This is a genomic window from Metasolibacillus fluoroglycofenilyticus (genome assembly GCF_003049645.1).
Taxonomy (GTDB): Bacteria; Bacillota; Bacilli; order Bacillales_A; family Planococcaceae; genus Metasolibacillus; species Metasolibacillus fluoroglycofenilyticus.
The window spans coordinates 34,086-54,857 of record NZ_PYWK01000007.1; the positions used below are offsets into that span (position 1 = coordinate 34,086).

At 39.8% G+C, this 20,772-nt stretch carries 15 protein-coding genes and 1 riboswitch; of the genes, 12 read left to right on the forward strand and 3 right to left on the reverse strand.

The genetic code is table 11. From position 1 onward, the window contains the following. Positions 1 to 104 precede the first annotated feature (104 nt). The 6 genes from hemG (at position 105) to C9J36_RS16045 (ending at position 10,399) form a co-directional block, all read left to right on the forward strand. Positions 105 to 1,502 carry a protoporphyrinogen oxidase gene (gene hemG / locus C9J36_RS16020; RefSeq protein ID WP_107943736.1) on the forward strand — a complete coding sequence of 466 codons (1,398 nt, stop codon included), beginning with the start codon at positions 105 to 107 and terminating at the stop codon, positions 1,500 to 1,502. Positions 1,503 to 1,601: 99 nt separating this feature from the next. Beyond that, a riboswitch (SAM riboswitch) is annotated at positions 1,602 to 1,702 on the forward strand. Positions 1,703 to 1,842: 140 nt separating this feature from the next. Continuing rightward, positions 1,843 to 3,687 (forward strand): bifunctional homocysteine S-methyltransferase/methylenetetrahydrofolate reductase, encoded by a 1,845-nt coding sequence (locus C9J36_RS16025; RefSeq protein WP_107943737.1) that lies wholly within the window; start codon positions 1,843 to 1,845, stop codon positions 3,685 to 3,687. Further along, positions 3,680 to 7,111: a methionine synthase gene (gene metH / locus C9J36_RS16030; protein WP_107943738.1), complete on the forward strand. Its 3,432-nt coding sequence runs from the start codon at positions 3,680 to 3,682 to the stop codon at positions 7,109 to 7,111. The genes C9J36_RS16025 and metH overlap by 8 nt, the downstream gene beginning before the upstream one ends. 340 nt (positions 7,112 to 7,451) lie before the next feature. Then, positions 7,452 to 8,417, forward strand: a complete 966-nt coding sequence (desA, locus tag C9J36_RS16035) for a Delta(5) desaturase DesA (RefSeq protein WP_201261977.1) — start codon at positions 7,452 to 7,454, stop codon at positions 8,415 to 8,417. A gap of 246 nt (positions 8,418 to 8,663) precedes the next feature. Beyond that, entirely contained in the window at positions 8,664 to 9,797 is a 1,134-nt protein-coding gene (locus C9J36_RS16040; RefSeq protein ID WP_201261976.1) for a sensor histidine kinase, read from the forward strand. After that, positions 9,794 to 10,399, forward strand: coding sequence for a response regulator transcription factor (locus tag C9J36_RS16045; RefSeq protein ID WP_066165783.1), 606 nt, complete (start codon positions 9,794 to 9,796; stop codon positions 10,397 to 10,399). The genes C9J36_RS16040 and C9J36_RS16045 overlap by 4 nt, the downstream gene beginning before the upstream one ends. 202 nt (positions 10,400 to 10,601) lie before the next feature. Here the strand turns inward: C9J36_RS16045 and C9J36_RS16050 are convergent, their stop codons facing one another. The 3 genes from C9J36_RS16050 to C9J36_RS16060 all read right to left on the reverse strand — a co-directional run bounded on the left by C9J36_RS16050 (position 10,602) and on the right by C9J36_RS16060 (position 13,140). Next, entirely contained in the window at positions 10,602 to 11,576 is a 975-nt protein-coding gene (locus tag C9J36_RS16050; protein ID WP_107943740.1) for a proline dehydrogenase family protein, read from the reverse strand. Positions 11,577 to 11,662: 86 nt separating this feature from the next. Next, positions 11,663 to 12,421 carry an ABC transporter permease gene (locus tag C9J36_RS16055; protein ID WP_107943741.1) on the reverse strand — a complete coding sequence of 253 codons (759 nt, stop codon included), beginning with the start codon at positions 12,419 to 12,421 and terminating at the stop codon, positions 11,663 to 11,665. Beyond that, positions 12,418 to 13,140, reverse strand: a complete 723-nt coding sequence (locus C9J36_RS16060; protein WP_107943742.1) for an ABC transporter ATP-binding protein — start codon at positions 13,138 to 13,140, stop codon at positions 12,418 to 12,420. The genes C9J36_RS16055 and C9J36_RS16060 overlap by 4 nt, the downstream gene beginning before the upstream one ends. 124 nt (positions 13,141 to 13,264) lie before the next feature. Between C9J36_RS16060 and C9J36_RS16065 the strand changes: the two genes are divergently transcribed. The 6 genes from C9J36_RS16065 to C9J36_RS16090 all read left to right on the forward strand — a co-directional run bounded on the left by C9J36_RS16065 (position 13,265) and on the right by C9J36_RS16090 (position 20,740). After that, positions 13,265 to 14,734 carry a nicotinate phosphoribosyltransferase gene (locus tag C9J36_RS16065; protein ID WP_066165793.1) on the forward strand — a complete coding sequence of 490 codons (1,470 nt, stop codon included), beginning with the start codon at positions 13,265 to 13,267 and terminating at the stop codon, positions 14,732 to 14,734. A gap of 13 nt (positions 14,735 to 14,747) precedes the next feature. Continuing rightward, a complete protein-coding gene (nadE, locus tag C9J36_RS16070) occupies positions 14,748 to 15,572 on the forward strand; it encodes an NAD(+) synthase (RefSeq protein ID WP_107943743.1) in 825 nt (274 codons plus the stop codon). A 152-nt stretch (positions 15,573 to 15,724) separates the two neighbouring features. Further along, positions 15,725 to 16,057, forward strand: a complete 333-nt coding sequence (locus C9J36_RS16075; RefSeq protein WP_066165799.1) for a hypothetical protein — start codon at positions 15,725 to 15,727, stop codon at positions 16,055 to 16,057. A 401-nt stretch (positions 16,058 to 16,458) separates the two neighbouring features. Then, positions 16,459 to 17,403 (forward strand): AAA family ATPase, encoded by a 945-nt coding sequence (locus C9J36_RS16080; RefSeq protein ID WP_066165802.1) that lies wholly within the window; start codon positions 16,459 to 16,461, stop codon positions 17,401 to 17,403. Continuing rightward, on the forward strand, positions 17,400 to 18,587 hold the full coding sequence (locus tag C9J36_RS16085) for a DUF58 domain-containing protein (RefSeq protein ID WP_107943744.1): 1,188 nt from the start codon (positions 17,400 to 17,402) through the stop codon (positions 18,585 to 18,587). Before C9J36_RS16080 ends, C9J36_RS16085 begins: the two co-directional genes overlap by 4 nt. Continuing rightward, the gene (locus C9J36_RS16090) at positions 18,584 to 20,740 is read left to right on the forward strand and encodes a transglutaminase TgpA family protein (RefSeq protein WP_107943745.1); all 2,157 of its coding nucleotides are present in this window, start codon (positions 18,584 to 18,586) and stop codon (positions 20,738 to 20,740) included. The genes C9J36_RS16085 and C9J36_RS16090 overlap by 4 nt, the downstream gene beginning before the upstream one ends. Positions 20,741 to 20,772 lie beyond the last annotated feature (32 nt).

The window sequence follows — 20,772 nt, forward strand, 5'->3', positions numbered from 1 at the left end:
TCGGCTAAACTTATCATTTTTGTCACAGAACGAATCTGAAATTTAACGTAAAAACAGCTATACTAAAAATAAGAGAAATTGACGTTTAGCAAGGAGAGACAACAATGAAAACGATTGTAGTTATTGGTGGCGGTATTACAGGGCTTTCTACAATGCATTACTTGGCACGACAGGTGCAGGAGCAAAATATCGATGCAAGGCTTGTTCTTATAGAAGGAAATCAGGAATTAGGTGGAAAAATCCGCTCTCAGCAAATCGATGAGTTCATTATGGAAACAGGTGCGGATTCAATTGTGGCACGCCATCCGGGAGTGCTTGATTTAGTACGTGAAGTGCAGTTTGAGGATGAGCTTGTTTATAATGCGACAGGAATCTCATATATTCATACAAATAATGAGTTACATGCTATTCCAGCGGGCTCTACATTTGGTATTCCGATGAGCGAGGAGTCTTTAATGGCTAGTACATTATTGACAGATGATGAAAAACAGCGCGTTTTACAGGATGCGGAGATTGCAAATGACCGTTTTACAAAGGATAGCTCTATTGGTGAGTTTTTGGAATATTTTTTAGGTGAAGGCATCGTTAAAAAGCAAATTGCGCCCGTCTTAGCAGGGGTTTATTCAGGTAATTTATATGAATTGTCAATTGCCTCGACCTTGCCTTATTTAGTAGATTATAAAAATAATTACGGTAGTATTATGGCTGGCTTTAAAGCGCATCGCGAACAATTTGAAAAAGCAGCAGATAAAAAGTTTATTTCGTTCCAACGGGGGATGTCAGCTTTTATTTATCGCATAGAAGAAAGCTTACCACAGGTGGAGTTTATGAAAGGGGTAGCAGTGACATCGGTTGCGAGGCATGACGGGCATTATAAAATTATGCTAGATACTGGACAAATGATTGCTGCGGATATAGCTGTTTTAGCAGTACCGAATGAAACAGTGAAGCAATTGTTAACAAATGAGCAGTTGACACATCATTTAAAACAATTTACAAATGGCTCTGCTCTTACACTCTATGCTGGATTTAATGTGTCAGACTCTGTTTTACCTGCGGATGGAACGGGCTTTATTGTTTCGCATAATAGCGACTTGCAATGTAATGCTTCTACTTGGACGAGTCGTAAATGGGCACATACATCAGAGAACGGCAATTTACTAGTACGTTTATTTTATAAAGATAGCAATCCCCGCTATGAGGAGCTTGCAGCTATGTCAGATGAGCAACTAACGGAAATTGCCCTACAGGATATTAAGCTGAGCTTAAATATTGATGACAAGCCGAGCGTAGTAAATATTACAAAATGGATTGATAAAATGCCACGCTATGACCTTGCACATCGAGATGCCCTAAAAGCGGTAGAGAAGGAAATGGCAGAACATTACCCAAACATGCTGCTAGCAGGCTGCTCTTATTATGGTGTAGGTATCGGCGCATGTATTCAAAACGGACGCGATACAGCAGCGAAGGTAATTGCTAGAATAAGCAAGAATAGATAGCGATATAGTAGGATATTTCGTATGTTTCGTAAAAAACACTTCTCAAATGCGATACACTACTCTATAATGAACAATAAGAATTTAATAAATATTCAAAATTTCTTATCGAGAGAAGCAGAGGGACTGGCCCAATGAAGCTTCAGCAACCAACAATGATGTCAGGTGCTAAATCCAGCAGGTGTTATACCGACAGATGAGAAGGAACGACGTGAACAAGTAGAGCCTTCTTTAAATATACATTTAGAGAAGGCTTTTTTGATTTTTGCAAATATACAAAACTATAGCCTTGAGTAGATGAAAATCTAGAATCAAGGTGCAATTAGGAAAGTGAGGATGTAAAATGGGGCTACGTGAAGCATTACAAACTAGAGTATTAACGGCGGACGGTGCAATTGGTACGCTGCTTTATTCATATGGATTGGATTATTGTCATGAGGAAATGAATATTACAAGACCTGAAATTGTAGAAAAGATTCATAGTGAATATATTGCTGCTGGAGCAGATGTTATTCAAACGAATACGTACGGGGCAAACGCTATTAAATTAGCGCGTTATGGCTATGAGGACCGAGTGCAGGAATTTAATGAGGCAGCCGTGAAGCTAGCGAAGGCGGCTGTTGGTGCAGGTGAGCAATTTGTGCTTGGTACGATTGGTGGTGTGCGCGGTATTCGAAAAAGTGACGCGACATTAGAGGAGATTTTAGTGGCGGTTCAAGAGCAAGCGCAAAGTTTGTTAGCAGGTAGGGTAGATGGATTGCTGCTTGAAACGTACTATGACTTTGAGGAATTAGCAGCGACTGTTAATATGCTACGCCAATTAACTGATAAAGTGCTTATTGCCCAATTATCGATGCATGAGCCGGGTATCCTACAAAACGGAATGCGTTTGAATGATGCGTTGACACAGCTTGATGCACTTGGAGCAGATGTTGTCGGTATGAACTGTCGCTTAGGACCGTATCACTCCATTCAAGCGATGGAAACAGTGCAATTGCCAGAGCACGCCTTTCTTTCTGCTTATCCAAATGCCTCTCTACTAGATGTAGAGGATGGGCGCGTTGTGTATGAGTCGGAGGCAGATTATTTTGCACGTGCGGCTGTAGAGTTAGTTGGTCAAGGGGTTCGATTAATTGGTGGTTGCTGTGGTACGACGCCAAAGCATGTGGAGGCAGTGAAGAAGCGTTTAGCAGGTGTCACACCTTTGACCGAAAAAGAAATAAAACCTGTTAGTATAGAGTTTGTGCGTGTGCCAGAGCCGCCTGTCGAGGAGCCTTTACATATAAAAGTAAAGCGCGAACGTTCGGTTATTGTTGAATTGGATACGCCACGTCATTTAGAAATTGATGGTTTTGTTAAGGGGGCAAAGGAGCTCTATGAAGCTGGGGCAGATGTAGTGATGATGGCCGATAATTCCCTTGCTTCACCGCGTATTAGCAATATTGCGATGGCCTCTATTTTAAAATTGCAGCACGGGGTTCGTGCTTTGCCCCATTTGACATGTCGTGACCGCAATTTAATCGGGCTACAATCGCATTTGATGGGCTTAGATGCACTTGGCTTGCACGATATTTTAGCGGTGACAGGTGACCCGACAAAAGTTGGGGATTTCCCCGGGGCAACAAGCGTTTATGACGTATCATCAATGGAGCTAATTTCGTTGATTAAACAGTTAAACGAAGGAATTTCTTTCTCAGGGAAGCCATTGCGTAAACAGGCTAATTTTTCTGTCGCGGCAGCTTTTAATCCGAATGTGCGGGTGTTGGACCGTGCGGTAAGCCGTTTAGAGAAAAAAATCGAGCATGGGGCGGATTACTTTATTTCACAGCCTGTTTACACGAAGGAAAAAATTATTGAAATATACGAGGCGACAAAGCATTTAGAAGCGCCAATTTATATTGGTATTATGCCATTAACGAGCTTTAAGAGTGCGGAGTTTTTACATCATGAGGTACCAGGTATTAAATTATCTGATGAAGCGCTAGCGCGTATGGAAGCTTGCGGTGATGATAAGGCGAGAGCAACCGCTGAAGGTGTGGCGATTGCGCAGGAATTACTTGATACAGCCTGTGAATACTTCAACGGTATTTACTTAATTACACCGTTTTTACGCTATGATATGACACTACAATTAATGGATTATGTGAAACAAGTAGATGCACAAAAAGGAGTTAAAACAAATGTTTAATCATCCGATTGAGGAACAATTAGCAAAGCGCATTTTAATAATTGATGGTGCAATGGGCACAATGCTGCAAAATGAAAATTTAACATATGATGATTTTGGAGGCGAGGAGTTAGATGGCTGTAACGAAAATCTTGTTCTAACACGTCCGGATGTTTTGCACAAAATACACCGTGCTTATTTAGAAGCAGGGGCAGATATCATTAGTACGAATACATTTGGTGGTACGCCCCTCGTATTAAATGAATATGATTTAGGGCATAAGGCAACTGAAATTAATAAACGTGCTGTGGAAATTGCCAAAGAGGAAGCAGAAAAGCTTTCTACACCTGAGTGGCCACGCTTCGTAGCAGGTGCAATCGGCCCAACGACGAAAACATTATCGGTTACAGGTGGTATTACCTTCGATGAGCTAGAAGAAAATTTTTATGTACAGGCACATGCACTTATCGAAGCAGGAGCAGATTTAATTTTATTAGAAACGAGCCAAGATATGCTCAACGTAAAGGCCGCAACAATCGGTATAAATCGCGCGTTTAAGGAACTACAAAAAGAGCTCCCGATTATGATTTCTGGAACAATTGAGCCGATGGGTACAACGCTTGCAGGACAATCAATTGAAGCTTTTTATATTTCAATTGAGCATGTGAAGCCATTATCAGTTGGTCTGAATTGCGCAACAGGGCCAGAGTTTATGACAGACCATATTCGCTCATTATCAGAGTTAAGCACAAGCTATGTAAGCTGTTATCCGAATGCAGGCTTGCCTGATGAAAATGGCTGCTATCATGAAACACCTGAATCATTATCGAAAAAGCTGCAAGGCTTTGCGGAGAAGGGCTGGTTAAATATTGTCGGTGGTTGCTGTGGTACGACACCTGCACATATCGCAGCAATTCGCGAGGCGGTAGATGGTCACCCACCACGTCAGCCTCAGCAATCTATTGGAGGACATGCTGTGTCAGGCATTGAGCCATTGCAATACGACGAGTCAATGCGTCCATTATTTATCGGCGAGCGCACAAACGTTATTGGTTCACGTAAATTTAAAAATTTAATCATTGATGGGAAATTTGAGGAGGCCGCAGAAATTGCACGTGCACAAGTAAAAAGCGGGGCGCATGTAATTGATATTTGCTTGGCCAACCCTGACCGTGATGAGGTAGCGGATATGCGTGACTTTATGCAAGAGGTAGTGAAGAAAATAAAAGTGCCTCTTGTAATTGACTCGACAGATGAGAAGGTAATGGAGGAAGCGCTGAAGTTTTCACAAGGGAAAGCGATTATCAACTCCATTAACTTAGAGGATGGAGAAGAACGCTTTGATGCAGTAATGCCGCTTGTGAAAAAATATGGGGCTTCCCTCGTAGTCGGTACTATTGATGAGCGAGGAATGGCTGTAACACGTGAGCGTAAATTGGAAGTGGCGGTGCGCTCTTATAAGCTGTTAACTGAAAAGTGGGGCCTTTCACCAGAGGATATTATTTTTGATCCATTAATGTTCCCTGTTGGTACAGGAGACGAGCAGTATATCGGAGCCGCTGAGGAAACGATTGAGGGTATTCGTCTGATTAAAGAAAAATTACCAGGCGTCTTAACAGTGCTAGGGGTAAGCAATGTTTCCTTTGGTTTACCTCCTGTTGGACGTGAAGTATTAAATGCAGTTTATTTATATCACTGTACGCAGGCTGGTCTTGATTATGCAATTGTTAACACTGAAAAACTGGAGCGATATGCATCAATTCCTGAAAATGAAATTAAGCTAGCGAATGATTTAATTTTCAATACGAATGATGAAACACTTGCGGTCTTTACTGATTTTTATCGCGATAAGAAAAAGGAAAAAACAGAGGCAGATATTCCAAAAACAGTGGAAGGTCGCTTAGCTTATTATATTTTGGAGGGTACGAAGGAAGGCTTAATTGCTGATTTAGATGCTGCAATGGAAATTTTCGAAACACCATTAGATATTATTAATGGACCTTTAATGGATGGCATGGCAGAGGTAGGTCGTCTCTTTAATGATAACCAATTAATTGTAGCAGAGGTACTGCAATCAGCAGGGGTGATGAAGGCTGCGGTTGCCCATTTAGAGCAATTCATGGAAAAGAACGATGAATCTGCAAGCAAAGGGAAATTAGTTTTAGCAACGGTAAAAGGTGATGTGCATGATATCGGGAAAAACCTCGTTGATATTATTTTAAGCAATAATGGCTATAAAGTAGTTGACCTAGGGATTAAAGTGACACCATCTGAATTAATTGAAGCAATTCGCAAAGAGCAGCCAGATTTTGTTGGTTTATCAGGCTTACTCGTAAAATCTGCTCAGCAAATGGTATTAACTGCACAGGACTTCAAAGGAGCTGGCATTGATATACCAATTTTAGTAGGTGGTGCTGCATTATCACGTCGCTTTACTGAAACGAAAATTGCCGCAGAATATGATGGACCTGTTATTTATTCAAAGGATGCAATGCAGGGCTTAGACTTTGCCAATCGTTTAATGAATAAAGAGGAGCGCAAAGGGCTTTTAGAGGAAATTCGCGATGCGCGTGATAAGCGTATGGAGGCAGATGAAAAGCGCGCTGCTAAGCCAAAGCCAGAGCTACCGAAGAAGTTTGTTCGCACGGTGGAGGACGCGTCCGTATTTGTACCAAAGGACTTGACGCGTCGCATTAAGCGTAATTATTCTGTCGCACATCTACAGCCTTACGTAAATTTGCGTACATTGATAGGACATCATCTTGGCTTAAAGGGCAATGTCGACAAATTTTTAGCTGAAGGTGATAGCCGTGCAGTTGAGTTACATGAGCTTGTAACAGGCTATTTACAAAGTGATACTTTCCAGCCATCGGGGATGTATCAGTTTTTCCCTGCTCAAGCAGATGGAGATGATGTAGTTATTTATAGTCCAGAGGATGCGAAAACTGAAATTGAGCGCTTCACTTTTCCGCGCCAGCAAGTAGAGCCATATTTATGTTTAGCTGATTTCTTGAAAACAGTTGATAGTGGTGAAATGGACTATATCGCATTAATGGTTGTCACGGCTGGTTACGGCGTAAGTGATAAGGCACGCGAGCTAAAGGAGCAAGGGCGTTTCTTAGAAAGTCACGCACTACAAGCAACAGCACTTGAGCTTGCAGAAGGCTTTGCAGAACGTATTCACCAAGAAATTCGCGACCAATGGGGCTTCCCAGATGCAACAGACTTTACAATGCGCGACCGTTTCGCTGCAAAATATCAAGGGCAGCGCTTTAGCTTCGGCTATCCCGCTTGTCCAAATTTAGAGGACCAAGAAAAGCTCTTCGGTTTGTTAAAGCCAGAAGAAATTGGTGTGCAGCTAACAGATGGCTTCATGATGGAGCCTGAAGCAAGCGTATCTGCAATCGTTTTTGCACATCCAGATGCTCGCTATTTCAATGTCTAAGAGAGGGCGCAAAAAATGCCGTGCGGTTGCCGGCGTTTTTTGCGTTTTATTAACAGCAGTAATTAGTGAATGAACATGTCTGAAAAGGTGTTCCTATGTTTATTTGTCATAAAACAGTTGGCTAACGCATTGTCTTGTAGATGATTCCATTACCAATTAGTACCTGGTCATATGACACTTGTCATAAAAAAGTTGTGATATTTATGTCTACTTATCTTTGGAGCGATTGTTTAATATAAAGTTAATAAATCGAACGAAGGTAGGGGTTCACTTGGCACTTACAGATGCTGAAAAAACAAAGCAGCTACGCAAGGAAGTAGCGCCGTTTGCAAAATCAGAAATGAGAAAAAGTATTCAACAGTTATTCAATACTTTATTTCCATTAATAGCATTATGGGCACTTGCGTTTTATGTAATGCAATATTCACCTTGGCTAAGCGTAGTATGTAGCGCAATAGCAGCGGGCTTTCTTGTACGTACATTTATTATTTTCCATGATTGTACACATGGCTCATTTTTCAAAAGTAAAAAGGCAAATGACCGAGTAGGCTTTATTACAGGTGTGTTAACATCTTTCCCATATGAAAAATGGAAGCGAGAGCATACAATTCACCATGCGACAAGCTCAAATTTAGATAAGCGTGGAATCGGTGATATTGACATGCTAACAGTGGAAGAATATGTGGAGAAATCGAAGCTAGGCCGCTTTGGCTACCGCTTATATCGCAATCCAATTGTAATGTTTGGCTTAGGTCCACTTTATATGGTCTTAGTATTAAACCGTTTCAACCGTAGCGATGCTAAGAAGAAAGAGCGCATAAATACACATATTACAACACTTGTGTTAATTGCAATTTGTGCGACTTTAATATTCATATTTGGCTGGGCAGCATTTTTACTTGTTTATGGTGTGACATTATTTATTGCAGGTTCTTTAGGGATTTGGTTATTCTATATCCAACATACGTACGAGGATTCTTATTTCGAATTCGAGGAAGATTGGGATTATGTAAAGGCGGCAGTAGAAGGAAGCTCGTACTATAAGCTCCCAAAAATTTTACAATGGATTACAGGTAATATCGGCTTCCACCACGTGCACCATTTAGCACCACGTATTCCAAACTACCATTTAGAGGCTGCACATGAAAATGTAAAACCGTTGCAGCATGCGACGACAATTACATTAAAAACAAGCTTAGAATCAATCCGTTACAAATTATATGACCCAGATAGCAAGAAGTTTGTAACATTTAAGGAAGCAAACGCACTTATTGCACTGCGCAATAAAAAACCTATACAGGCATAATTACCAAGGGGCTGTTCAGAAAGGCTATACTTTCTGAGCAGCTTTACCATTTGTCCGCATAAGACATAGGTGGGAGATTAACTGCCCGTAAAAGTACGAATGATTCAACTAACAATCAGTGGGGAGAGCTTTCACTGATTGAAGTTTCACTTTATCTAGATTTAAACACCTTTTTCAACTATATGGAAGAGCACTTTGGTATAATACATATTCAAGGAAGTTTATTTTCAGAGAAAGGAGGTTCTTATGCAAAGTTGGTATAGCATTATTCCTAAAAGCCCATGGCTAAGTATTTATATATGGATTATATTTTGCATTATGCCATTTTTCTTTATCGTTAGGTCTTTTTCTATTTGGCATATTTTATTAGGCACTTGTTTAATATTGCTCTATTTCGTATTTCATCGCTTTTCTTTTAAATCGAGGAGCGGGTTAGTGTATATGTGGCTCAGCTTTCAAATGGTACTTAACGTTATTATGACATTGGTCTTTGGCTATGTTTATTTATCGCTTTTCACCGCGTTTTTTATCGGTAATATAAGGCGACCTGTCGGGTTTTATATTATGTATGGTTTACATATTGGCTTTACTGTGCTATCCATAGTAGCGGGCTATTTTATTTATTTAGATATGTTTTTAGCACAGACACCGTTTATTATTTTAGCAGTTATTGGTGTTGTACTACTCCCATTTACACTTTATACACGCAATAAGCAGGAAAATTTAGAGGGTGAGCTTGAAACGGCGCGCGAGCGTATTTCAGAGCTTATTATTCATGAGGAACGTCAGCGTATTGCGCGAGATTTGCACGATACACTTGGGCAAAAGCTATCAATGATTGGCTTGAAAAGTGACTTAGCAATGCGTCTTGTGGAAAAGAAGCCTGAGCAGGCGATAGCTGAAATTAAAGATATCCGTCATACGGCATCAATTGCACTGAAGGAAGTGAGGGAGCTTGTTGCGGATATGCGAGCTGTCAGAATCGAAGAAGAATTGTATCGTATTGAGCAAATTTTGAAGGCAGCTGAAATTGAGTTTGTTCTTCACAATGAAGGGCATGAGCTACCAATGCCTGTCTTGTCTGAAAATGTTGTAAGTATGGCGATGAAAGAGGCTGTCACAAATGTTGTCAAGCATAGTAAGGCATCGCGCTGTGATATTACAATTGCCCAAACAGATAATGAAGTGGTTATCGTTATAAAGGACAATGGAGTTGGTTTGCCAGAGCGCTTTCATGCTGCTGGTAGTGGCTTAAAAGGGATGCAGGAACGATTGGAGTTTATCAATGGAACGGTTGAGCTAGTAAGTGATAATGGAACGCTGTTAACAATTCGCGTACCACTTACGATAACGCATCAAAAAGGGAGTGAGACGAAATGATACGAATAGTCATTGCTGAGGATCAAGGAATGTTACTAGGTGCGATGAAATCCTTGCTTAGCTTAGAGGAAGATATGGAAGTAGTAGGTCTTGCGAAAAACGGTGAAGAGGCGATTAAGCTTGTAACTGAACTACAGCCTGATATTTGTATTATGGACATTGAAATGCCTGTAAAAACTGGGCTTGATGCAGCAGAATTGCTACGAGAGCATGAATGTAAAATTATCATTTTAACAACATTCGCTCGCCCTGGTTATTTTGAACGTGCACGTAAAGCAGGAGTGCGCGGCTATTTATTAAAGGACAGCCCGATTGAGGAGCTTGTACATGCGATTCGCACAATTATGGATGGTCGTAAAATTTACGCACCGGAGCTTGTTGACTTCGTTTATGAGGATGATAGTGAAAATCCTTTAACAGAGCGTGAAAGCCAAGTGTTAGAGCTAGTGGCAGAAGGCAAAACCACCAAGGAAATTGCGGCTGAGCTTTATTTATCCGCAGGTACAGTGCGCAACTATATTTCCACGATTTTAGATAAGCTAGGCGTCAGCAACCGCATTGAAGCAATCGCTCGTTTTAAAGAAAAGGGCTGGAATAAATGAGATATGGAATAAATCCCGAAAAAATATGGTAAGTAAGTTAATTTTTCTAATAATTTTGCCGGAATGAGCATTAAACTATTAGTAATATAAATAAGGGTATGCAAAAAGAATCGTCTGAAAAGCTATTTTTAGCGAATATTTATTATAAAAGCAGAGCCTGTCCGAAAAGATATACACTTTTCGGACAGGCCCTTTTTAAAATTTACTTTTTCTTTTTTGTTAAGCGACCTAATGCAAAAGCGCCTGCTGCGACAGCTAAAATTGTGTTTGTTTTTTTGTTAAATACTTGTTTCGTTACAAGATTTAAGTTTTGCGGACGCTCTGCAAGACGGCGCATGAAGTAGCCGTACCAGTCTTTGCCGAATGGTACATACGTACAGAAATTATAGCCTTCTTTTGCTAAAGCGACTTGCATTTCTTTACGGAAGCCGTATAGCATTTGGAATTCGAATTTATCATTTGGGATATTATGGTCTTTTACAAAGCGTTTCACATGTTCGATAACATTGTGGTCATGTGTAGCGATTGACGTAAATTTACCGTTTAGTAAATGATATTCGATTAATTCGATGTAGTTTAAGTCGATATCTAATTTATCTTGGTATGCAACAGACTCAGATTCCTTGTATGCACCTTTTACGATACGGAGGCGATAGTCCTTGAATTTTTCAATATCTTCTTTCGCACGGAAAAAGTATGCTTGGATTACTGTGCCGACATTATCATATGTTTTAGAAAGCTCTTCGACTAAATCGAAAGATACTTGTAAACGGTCATAGTTTTCCATATCAAAGTTAACAAAAATATCGTATTCAGCAGCTTTTGCCACGATTTCACGTAAATTGTCATAACAGAAATCAATATCGATATCTAGACCAAGCTGGGAAGGCTTTAATGAGATATGTGCATCTACACCTTCAGTATGAATCGCTTCAATGACAGCTAAAATTTGCTCTTTCGCTTTTGTAGCTTCAGATTTTTCGAAAACAAATTCACCTAAATTATCTACTGTACATGAAATGCCAAGTGCATTTAATTGTTTAATACTTTCGATTACTTCAGGGATATTCGTGCCTGCAACGACGCTTTGAGCTCCTAATTTTAAGCCATACTTTTGTGCTGCGCTATTTAAAAGCTGGTTTTCTGATAAGTGGATAAAAAAGTCACGTAATAGCATAAACTGTGCTCCTTTTATTTTTAGAATATAAATCTAAATTATTATAACATATTTAGGCGAATATGCTACCAAAGTATAGAACATCATCAATTAAAAGAATTTTTAATTAATTGCATACGTTCATTAAACAAAGAAGGATAGATTAAAAAGCCAAAAACAATGCTAGTTAATGTCGCGCATGTTAACAAAGCAAAGACGATTAAAATTTGAAATTGTACTGCCTGTATCGGGTCAGCGCCACCGATAATTTGTCCACTCATCATACCGGGTAACTGAACAAGACCGATTGTTTTTTGCGCTTCAATTGTTGGAATCATACTCGCTTTAATGGCCTTCGTTAAATGGCGATGCACTGCTTGCTTTGGCGTACCACCAAGCGATAAAATAAGCTCAATTTCATGCTCGTGTGCTTCGATTTCTGCCGAGAAGCGGTTTAAAAACAAAATAGCTAAAACCATTGAATTGCCAATTAGCATTCCGCTAATCGGAATAATATATTGGGCGGTTGGTGGAATAATATGAAAACCAACTAACACACCTTGTGTAATCACTTCAACAACAATTAATGTAACCGCTAATTTCCATGTAATACCCGGAATATTTTTCCCATTTTTACGTGCGTTAAGTGTCGCAACGGTAATCATCAATACAATCATCAGTAACAAATAAATGAAATGCTCGGTATCAAAAACGAATTTCAATACATAGCCGACGACAAGTAGCTGAATAATGGAGCGCACAGTGGCAATTACTGTATCCTTTTCAAGCCCTAAATTTAATGTCTTGGATAAAAGAAGTGGAATGAGGACAAAAATAAGTGTTAATGCTAATGCTGTATAGGTCATGTCGTCCTCCCAAGAAGAAATGCTACAATTCTAGGGTCTGTAGAGTTCATTATTTCTTTCGTTGCACCCGCAGCGACCAATTGACCCTTCATTAATACCCATGTCATATCCCCTAACTCCTGTGCTTGCCGAATACTATGCGTAATCCAAATAATTGTTACACCTCTTTGGCGCAGCTTTAAAATTAATTGCTCAATATCATAAACGGATTGTGGGTCTAAGGCGGATGTAATTTCATCTAGCAATAGAATAGTAGAGTTGTTTAATAAAGTTCTAGCAATTGCTATTTTTTGTTTTTGCCCACCAGATAAATCAGTTGCCTGTTTTAGTAAGAAAGATTCATCTAGACCGACATCAATAAGTGCGTTCAAAGCCTCTTCGTTTGTTAATATCTCGTGCTGAAGCCGTCTTGGCAATGCTAGATTTTCAAAGACAGTTGTTCGCAAAATAGGGGCCTGCTGTAAAACGATACCTACCTTTCTGCGAAGTGCGGTTGGTTCAAATGTGTCGATGGCTTGTCCTTCCACATAAATATTGCCATTTGTCGGACTAATAAGCGCATTGCATAATTTGAGCAACGTCGTTTTTCCTGCGCCTGATGGACCAATTAATGTAGTAATAGAGCCCTGCTGTACTCGCTGTGAAATATTCGATAAAATCATTTGTTTATTTATTTGGTAGCTAATATTTTCAAATTTGATTACGTGTGAAACGGTCATAGCAGTCTCCTTTTTTCTCATGATATTACGATAAAGTATATCATTAAGCACAAACATTCGAGCCGATTAAAATTCTAAAATAGTGTATACTATGACTAATATGTTTCGGAAGAAGGGATTTTGTATGGGAACGAAGTATCAAGATGATAGCTTAGCGTTACACACGGACTTATATCAAATCAATATGGCTGAAAGTTATTGGGCAGATAATGTGCATAATCGAAAGGCTGTGTTTGAGCTATATTTTAGAAAGTTACCATTTGGCAATGGCTATGCTGTTTTTGCAGGACTTGAGCGTGCGCTTGATTATTTAAAAAACTTCCACTTTACAGAAAGCGATATTGCTTACTTGCGTGAAGAGCTAGGCTATGGGGAAGATTTTTTAAGCTATTTACAAGATATTCGCTTTACAGGAACAGTCTATTCAATGGTAGAAGGGGAGCTTGCTTTTGGCAATGAGCCAATTATGCGCATTGAGGCACCGCTTATTGAAGCGCAGTTAGTTGAAACTGCCCTGCTGAATATCGTTAATTTCCAAACACTTATTGCAACAAAGGCAAGTCGTATTAAGCAAGTGATAAAAGATGAGGTAGGCATGGAGTTTGGAACAAGACGTGCACAGGAAATGGATGCTGCATTGTGGGGGGCAAGAGCTGCTGTAATTGGTGGCTTTGAATCAACATCAAATGTGCGCGCGGGGAAAAAGTTTAATATTCCTGTATCGGGCACGCATGCACATGCGCTTGTACAAGCATATAAAAATGATTATGACGCCTTTCATGCGTATGCGAAGCGACATCGCAATTGCGTCTTTTTAGTAGATACGTATAACACATTAAAATCAGGCGTCCCAAGTGCAATTAAAGTAGCAAAGGAACTTGGGGATAAAATTAATTTTGTCGGCATTCGTTTAGATAGCGGGGACATCGCCTTTTTATCAAAGGAAGCACGTCGTATGCTTGATGAGGCAGGGTTTCCAGATGCGAAAGTAATTGTGTCGAATGATTTAGATGAATATACAATTTTAAATTTAAAGGCACAAGGGGCAAAGGTGGATATGTGGGGGATTGGCACAAAGCTTATTACTGCATATGATCAGCCAGCGTTAGGAGCTGTTTATAAAATAGTAGCAATTGAAAATGAAAACGGTGTGATGGAGGATACAATTAAAATTTCTGCAAACGCTGAAAAAGTAACGACACCGGGCTTGAAAAAGGTCTATCGCATTATCGACCGCGCTACAGGCAAGTCAGAGGGAGATTATATTGCGATGGAGGACGAGCAGCCACAGGAGGAAAATCGCATTAAAATGTTCCATCCTGTGCATACATTTGTCTCAAAATTCGTCACAAATTTTGAAGCGAAAAACTTGCATGTAAAAGTAATTGAAGATGGGAAGATTATTTATCAAAACCCAGCACTTACAACTATTCGCCAATATGCAAAGGACAATTTAGAGCTGCTGTGGGATGAGTATAAGCGTTCATTAAATCCAGAGGAGTATCCTGTAGATTTAAGTCAAAAATGCTGGGATAATAAAATGCGCAATATTAATGAGGCGCGTGCAATGGTTGAAAAGTTGGAGCAATCATAAGGGGTGTTGACAAATGACATTGCAACAGCAAATTATTGAAGAGCTAAAGGTTTTACCAACGATTGACCCACAAGAGGAAGTTCGTAAAACAATTGATTTTCTCAAAAGCTATGCCAAGAAGCATAGTTTTATTAAAGGCTTTGTGCTAGGGATTAGTGGCGGTCAGGATTCTACGCTTGCTGGCAAGCTAACCCAGCTAGCGGTAGATGAGCTAAATGCAGAGGCAGGCGAAAATAAATATGCATTTTGGGCAGTTCGCTTACCATACGGTAATCAGTTTGACGAACAAGATTGCCAAGATGCGTTAGAATTTATTCAGCCAACGCATATTTACACAATTAATATTAAAGCGGCGGTAGATGCAAGTGTACACACATTAACTGCTGCTGGTATCCAATTAAGCGATTTTGTGAAGGGCAATGAAAAGGCACGGGAGCGTATGAAAGCACAGTTTTCGATTGCTGCAATGCATAATGCAGTCGTAATTGGCACCGACCATGCGGCTGAAGCAATTACAGGGTTTTACACAAAATTTGGAGATGGTGGCGCAGACTTAATGCCGATTTTCCGTTTAAATAAGCGCCAAGGAAAGCAAATTTTAGCGCACTTAAATTGTCCAGCGCATTTATACGTTAAAGTGGCGACAGCGGATTTAGAGGAGAACCGTCCTGCACTACCTGATGAGGTAGCGCTTGGCATCACCTATGATTTAATTGATGATTATTTGGAAGGTAAAGAAATACCAGCAGATGCGCGCGCCATTTTAGAAGGGCACTATTTGCGTTCACAGCATAAACGACATATGCCAATTACGATTTTTGATGATTTTTGGAAATGAGAAAACAATAGAGCCGAACTATGAATGGAACGCTAAAAGGCACTCCTGAATAGCTCGGCCTTTCTATTTTTTACGCCAGCTTTATTTTTTACACAAAAATACGATATAAATAGTACAAGTAATTCTATTGAAATTGAAAGGAGGTATGTGTAATGCGCACGTCTAGAGTAAGTGCTACGCATAATAATATGTTTCGCGACACGCGCCATTATGTGCAGGCTAGCGATGCTTTTGGACAGGTGATGGATGAAAACAATCGCCCACCGTTTCAGCAGTCCAATCATGAATCTTTCCTAGCGAATAATAAAAAAAATAAGAAAAATAAAGGCATTATTTTAAAAAATAGCCCACGCCTTATTATTAAAGGCATGCAGTATAATGCAGACTCCGCGATGATTCGCAACCGTCTTATCGTAGCGTCTCAAGTGGTTAATTATACGAGCAATATCAAAAGTCGCCATTACACATACCGAAATTCAATTTAGAGTGCGTTTCACCAAACAGTGTAGTTCCCTGCTTGATGAAACGCTTTGTTGATGTTTTAGCAAAGAAACTACGGGATAAAAATCAGGTTTGTTGATTAGCTTTTATTTTACAAAGAATTTTAATAAAATGAAAGATGTAAAAAAGAACCATCTTCAGTGTGCAACAAGTCGGCAACTGTACTGCTCGTTGCATACCCTATCTCCTTTTAGTTGTGTTTAAAAGTGCTTTTAGCTATTCTTAAAGTATTAGCAGAAAGTTTCAACTCCCTGCTGATTAAAATCAAATGATTGGTGGACAACATAGGTTATATTGAAGGATTTTTCATGGAAGTCTAGATATAATTATGCTAATACATGTTTGATTATTCAAAAAATTGCTATTGCTGCAAGGGGGACATAGGATGCATCATCAAATAGAAGCGATTATAAAAAATATAGAAAAGGTCATGATAGGGAAGAAGGAGGTTGCCGAACTTAGCGTTGTTGCTCTGCTCGCGGGAGGACATGTGTTATTAGAGGACGTTCCCGGTGTAGGAAAAACAATGATGGTTCGTTCTTTGGCGAAATCAGTTAGTGCGGAATTCCGCAGAATTCAATTTACACCTGATTTATTGCCTTCGGATGTTGTAGGGGTTTCAGTTTATAATCCGAAAACATTGGAATTTGAATTCCGAGCAGGCCCAATTATCGGTAATATTATATTGGCAGACGAAATTAACCGAACATCGCCAAAAACGCAATCAGCCTTGCTTGAAGCGATGGAGGAGGCGTCTGTGACAATTGATGGTGAAACGCTTAAAATCGCAAAGCCATTTTTCGTTATGGCAACGCAAAATCCAATTGAATACGAGGGTACATACCCATTACCCGAGGCGCAGCTTGATCGCTTTTTATTAAAGATTAAAATGGGCTACCCGACAGTAGCTGAGGAGGTAGAAGTATTAAGAAGGGCACAGTACAAGCAGCCAATTGAAGAGATTAAGGCGGTGCTTTCTTTAGAAGAGCTACTAGCATTGCAGCATGAGGTAAAGCAAGTTTATATCGAAGATAGCGTTAAAACGTATATTGTCGAATTAGCTAGCGCAACGCGTCGTGATGGACAAATTTATTTGGGTGTAAGCCCGCGTGCCTCACTTGCTTTAATGAAAGCAGCACAAGCCTACGCTTTATTAAAAGGAAGAGATTTTGTAACGCCTGATGATGTGCAATATTTAGCGCCATTTGTCTTTAGCCACCGTTTGATTTTGCAGCCAGAAGCACGTTATGAAGGGATTACAGCAGAACAGGTTATGGAGCGTATTGTTGAATGGGGCAGAGTACCTGTTCAAAGGTATGGTGAACAATGACGAATGTTTATACAATTATTCGAAATAATATTAAATTAGTAAGTATTGTAATACTCGCGATTGCCTTATTTTGCTATGCGATGTTTCAAGGTGGCTTTGTAAGTTGGTTTATTTTTTTTGTAATAAGCCCATTTTTGCTTTATGCAATCATGCTGTATATCGTACCGTTGAGATTTTCAATAACGGAGCGTAATATTTATCCATCTTACGCAAAGCATGGCGATGATTTGCAAATAACGGTAGGCTTTCGTAACAATACAAGAATTCCATTGGCTTTTTTGACTGTTCGCGAAATGGCGGAGGAGCATCATCTAAACGATAATAGTAAATTAATTTTTGTTGGCTTCAAACGATACTTTGAGTGGACATATGAAGTTAAAAATGTGACGCGTGGTGAATATCGCTTTCAAGGTTTGGCATTTACAGTGACCGATTTTTTCGGCTGGGCAATCCGTCAGAAAAATGTAGAAGCGCCGCATGCAATTCTCGTTTATCCGAAAACCGTTGCAATCCCATTTTCTACAATGCAAATGCAGTATGATCAAGGGACAGTAGCCTCTAAATATACGATATTGAAAGATACAACAATGGCAACAGGTGTCCGAAATTATCAGCCAGGTGACCGCTTTTCGTGGATTCATTGGAAATCCTTTGCCAAGGATGGGACACTGCGCACAAAGGAATTTGAAGACCGCCAAGCACAGCGTTTACTCGTTTGTATTCAGCAATCATCCGTCAAGCATTTTGAAGAGGCGGTTAGCTTAACTGCCTCTATTATGCAATCAATTGTGAAGCATAACGGGGAGGTCTCATTTGCTACAGCAGGAGAAAATCGATTGTACATGCCTGTTGTACGAACAGACGGACAGCTAGAAAAAGTGATGCGTCATTTAGCTATCGTTCAGGCAAGTGGAGAGGACACAGCGTCAACAATTGTACGTAGCAGATACCAAGGGTTGAATCAATCCATTTTAATTATCGTGACAGGTGAGTTTACGAAGGAATGTCAGCAATTATTATTAAGTAAAGCACAGCATGTACGTGCAATTATTTGCTTTGTTATTGTTACGAAAGATGAATTAAAAAGCATGACAAATACATACCGCACGATAGGACAAAACCGAGTGATTTATTTAACTGAGGATATGTTTAGTCAAGCATTCACGGAGGTGAATAGACCGTGAAAAAGGATGTAAGGTTTTATTTAGAATATGGTATTTATTATTTAATTATTTTCGTCATTTTACGAGAATGGTTGAATCCGATTATGGAGCTGACGAACACAGGGTACGATTATTATTTTCTTCTTTTTATTGCTCTTTCACTAGCACTTGCTTTGCTAGGCTTACCACTTTTCATCACATGGTTTATTAAAATAGGCTATATCGCATTTTTTATTATAAGGGCGTATAGTGAGTTTTCATTTTTTTCAACTGAGGGGCTCCACTTTTTATATAGCGATTTGCAGTGGAATATGCTTCAGCTATTGCAAAGAAATTTCACTGAAGTGTCCAATCCATTTCGTACATTACTGTTTTTAATACTAATTTGGATGCTCGTTTATTTAATTCATCATTGGATTACTGTACATATGAGTGTCTTCTATTTCCTATTGTTAACAGTTTTCTTTATTGCAACACTTGATACATTTAGTGATTATGACGGGAAAGCCGCAATTGTAAAAGTTATGTTGCTCGGTTTAATGCTAACCGCCTTTCTTTTCTTGAAGCGTTCTAGTACGACGATGGGGACATTGCTGCAAAGAAAATCTTATATGCATTATTTAATGCCTGTTATTGTATTTGTTTGTTTAGCTGGCTTTGTCGCTTTCTTGCTACCAAAAGCATCTCCACAATGGTCAGATCCTGTTCCATTTATTAAAAGCCTAACAGGGCAAGGAAATGGGGGCGGAGCTGTAGAAGGAAAGGTCGGCTACGGTGAAAATGATGAGACCTTAGGCGGGGGCTTTTCACAGGATGATACAGTCGTCTTTCGGGCACATGCACAAAAAAGGCAATATTGGCGTGTAGAAACAAAGGATTTCTATACGACAAAAGGCTGGGTTGTGGACAATAGTTCCTATTTTGAAATGGAACTTCCATCTAATACGATATTGCCGCTTTCGATTCCGACTGGTGAGGAGCCAAAACAGGCAGAAATATTCCCGCTAGAGGAATTCCCATTTATTTTGCAGCCATACGGTCTACAACGAGTCGTGTTTGATGGATATACTATTTTAAATGGACAAACAGAAAAGTTGCAAACAGTTGTGCAAGATAATATTGTTGCACTCGACCATTATCAGCTTGTTTATAGTGAGCCTTCATATAGCTTCACCGCATTAAAGGATAAAAATATGCCGAGAATGGTAGTGGATGCGCGTTTTTTACAATTGCCACATAATTTACCGGAGCGTGTACGTCAGCTAGCTGAGGAAATTACTAGCGATTACGGTACAACGTATGATAAGGCAAGAGCAATTGAGCGCTACTTCCAGCAAAATGATTTTAGCTATGACACGAAAAATATTGCATATCCTGCAGAAGACCAAGACTATGTAGACCAATTTTTGTTTGAAACAAAGCGAGGCTATTGTGACAATTTCTCTACAGCAATGGTTGTCATGCTTCGCGCTGTTGATATCCCGGCAAGATGGGTGAAAGGCTTCGTAGGGGGCGAGCAAGTTGGTCGTTCAGATGATGGGCTCTACATATATGAAGTGCAAAACAACGATGCCCATTCTTGGGTAGAGGTATATGTAGATGGTGTCGGCTGGATGCCGTTCGAGCCAACAATTGGCTTCTCTAGTCCAGCATCTATTGATTATGACGTAGAGCTAACAGAAAACGAAGATGAGCTCGTAACAGAGGAGCAAAGAGAGCTAGAGCAACAACAAAGAGAGGAATTGGAGCAAGCAACACAAAATGAAGAAACAAAAGCAACTACTTCAAGCATATTAAACGAGAAAAATAAAAAATGGTTGATTGTATTAATGATTGCTTTAGCTGCTGTAGGCTTCTTGTTGTATCGCCGACGCCGTAAATGGTTGCCAACCGTATATGTACAAATGCAGCGCCAGAAAAAGCAGGATGCAGGGAATTTTGATTTATCTTATACGCGCTTATTGAAGCAATTAGAGCGTTATGGCTTTAAACGTCAAAACAATCAAACATTGAAAAACTTTGCGCAGCAAGTAGACGAGCATTTCGGTACGAAGGATATGTCAATTTTAACAGAGGCTTATGAGCGCATGATTTATAGCGAAAAGGGTGAGGCACTAGATTATGAGCAGCTAAAAGAAAACTGGGCGTATTTAATTAACCGTACAAAGGGCTAGTGATTTACTATACAGATTTTCATCAATTAGCA

Bases quoted from the DNA above. Each gene is read 5' to 3' on its own strand.
- hemG (WP_107943736.1), top strand. From the start codon at position 105: ATGAAAACGATTGTAGTTATTGGTGGCGGTATTACAGGGCTTTCTACA.
- C9J36_RS16025 (WP_107943737.1), top strand. From the start codon at position 1,843: ATGGGGCTACGTGAAGCATTACAAACTAGAGTATTAACGGCGGACGGT.
- metH (WP_107943738.1), top strand. From the start codon at position 3,680: ATGTTTAATCATCCGATTGAGGAACAATTAGCAAAGCGCATTTTAATA.
- desA (WP_201261977.1), top strand. From the start codon at position 7,452: ATGAGAAAAAGTATTCAACAGTTATTCAATACTTTATTTCCATTAATA.
- C9J36_RS16040 (WP_201261976.1), top strand. From the start codon at position 8,664: ATGCAAAGTTGGTATAGCATTATTCCTAAAAGCCCATGGCTAAGTATT.
- C9J36_RS16045 (WP_066165783.1), top strand. From the start codon at position 9,794: ATGATACGAATAGTCATTGCTGAGGATCAAGGAATGTTACTAGGTGCG.
- C9J36_RS16050 (WP_107943740.1), bottom strand. From the start codon at position 11,576: ATGCTATTACGTGACTTTTTTATCCACTTATCAGAAAACCAGCTTTTA.
- C9J36_RS16055 (WP_107943741.1), bottom strand. From the start codon at position 12,421: ATGACCTATACAGCATTAGCATTAACACTTATTTTTGTCCTCATTCCA.
- C9J36_RS16060 (WP_107943742.1), bottom strand. From the start codon at position 13,140: ATGACCGTTTCACACGTAATCAAATTTGAAAATATTAGCTACCAAATA.
- C9J36_RS16065 (WP_066165793.1), top strand. From the start codon at position 13,265: ATGGGAACGAAGTATCAAGATGATAGCTTAGCGTTACACACGGACTTA.
- nadE (WP_107943743.1), top strand. From the start codon at position 14,748: ATGACATTGCAACAGCAAATTATTGAAGAGCTAAAGGTTTTACCAACG.
- C9J36_RS16075 (WP_066165799.1), top strand. From the start codon at position 15,725: ATGCGCACGTCTAGAGTAAGTGCTACGCATAATAATATGTTTCGCGAC.
- C9J36_RS16080 (WP_066165802.1), top strand. From the start codon at position 16,459: ATGCATCATCAAATAGAAGCGATTATAAAAAATATAGAAAAGGTCATG.
- C9J36_RS16085 (WP_107943744.1), top strand. From the start codon at position 17,400: ATGACGAATGTTTATACAATTATTCGAAATAATATTAAATTAGTAAGT.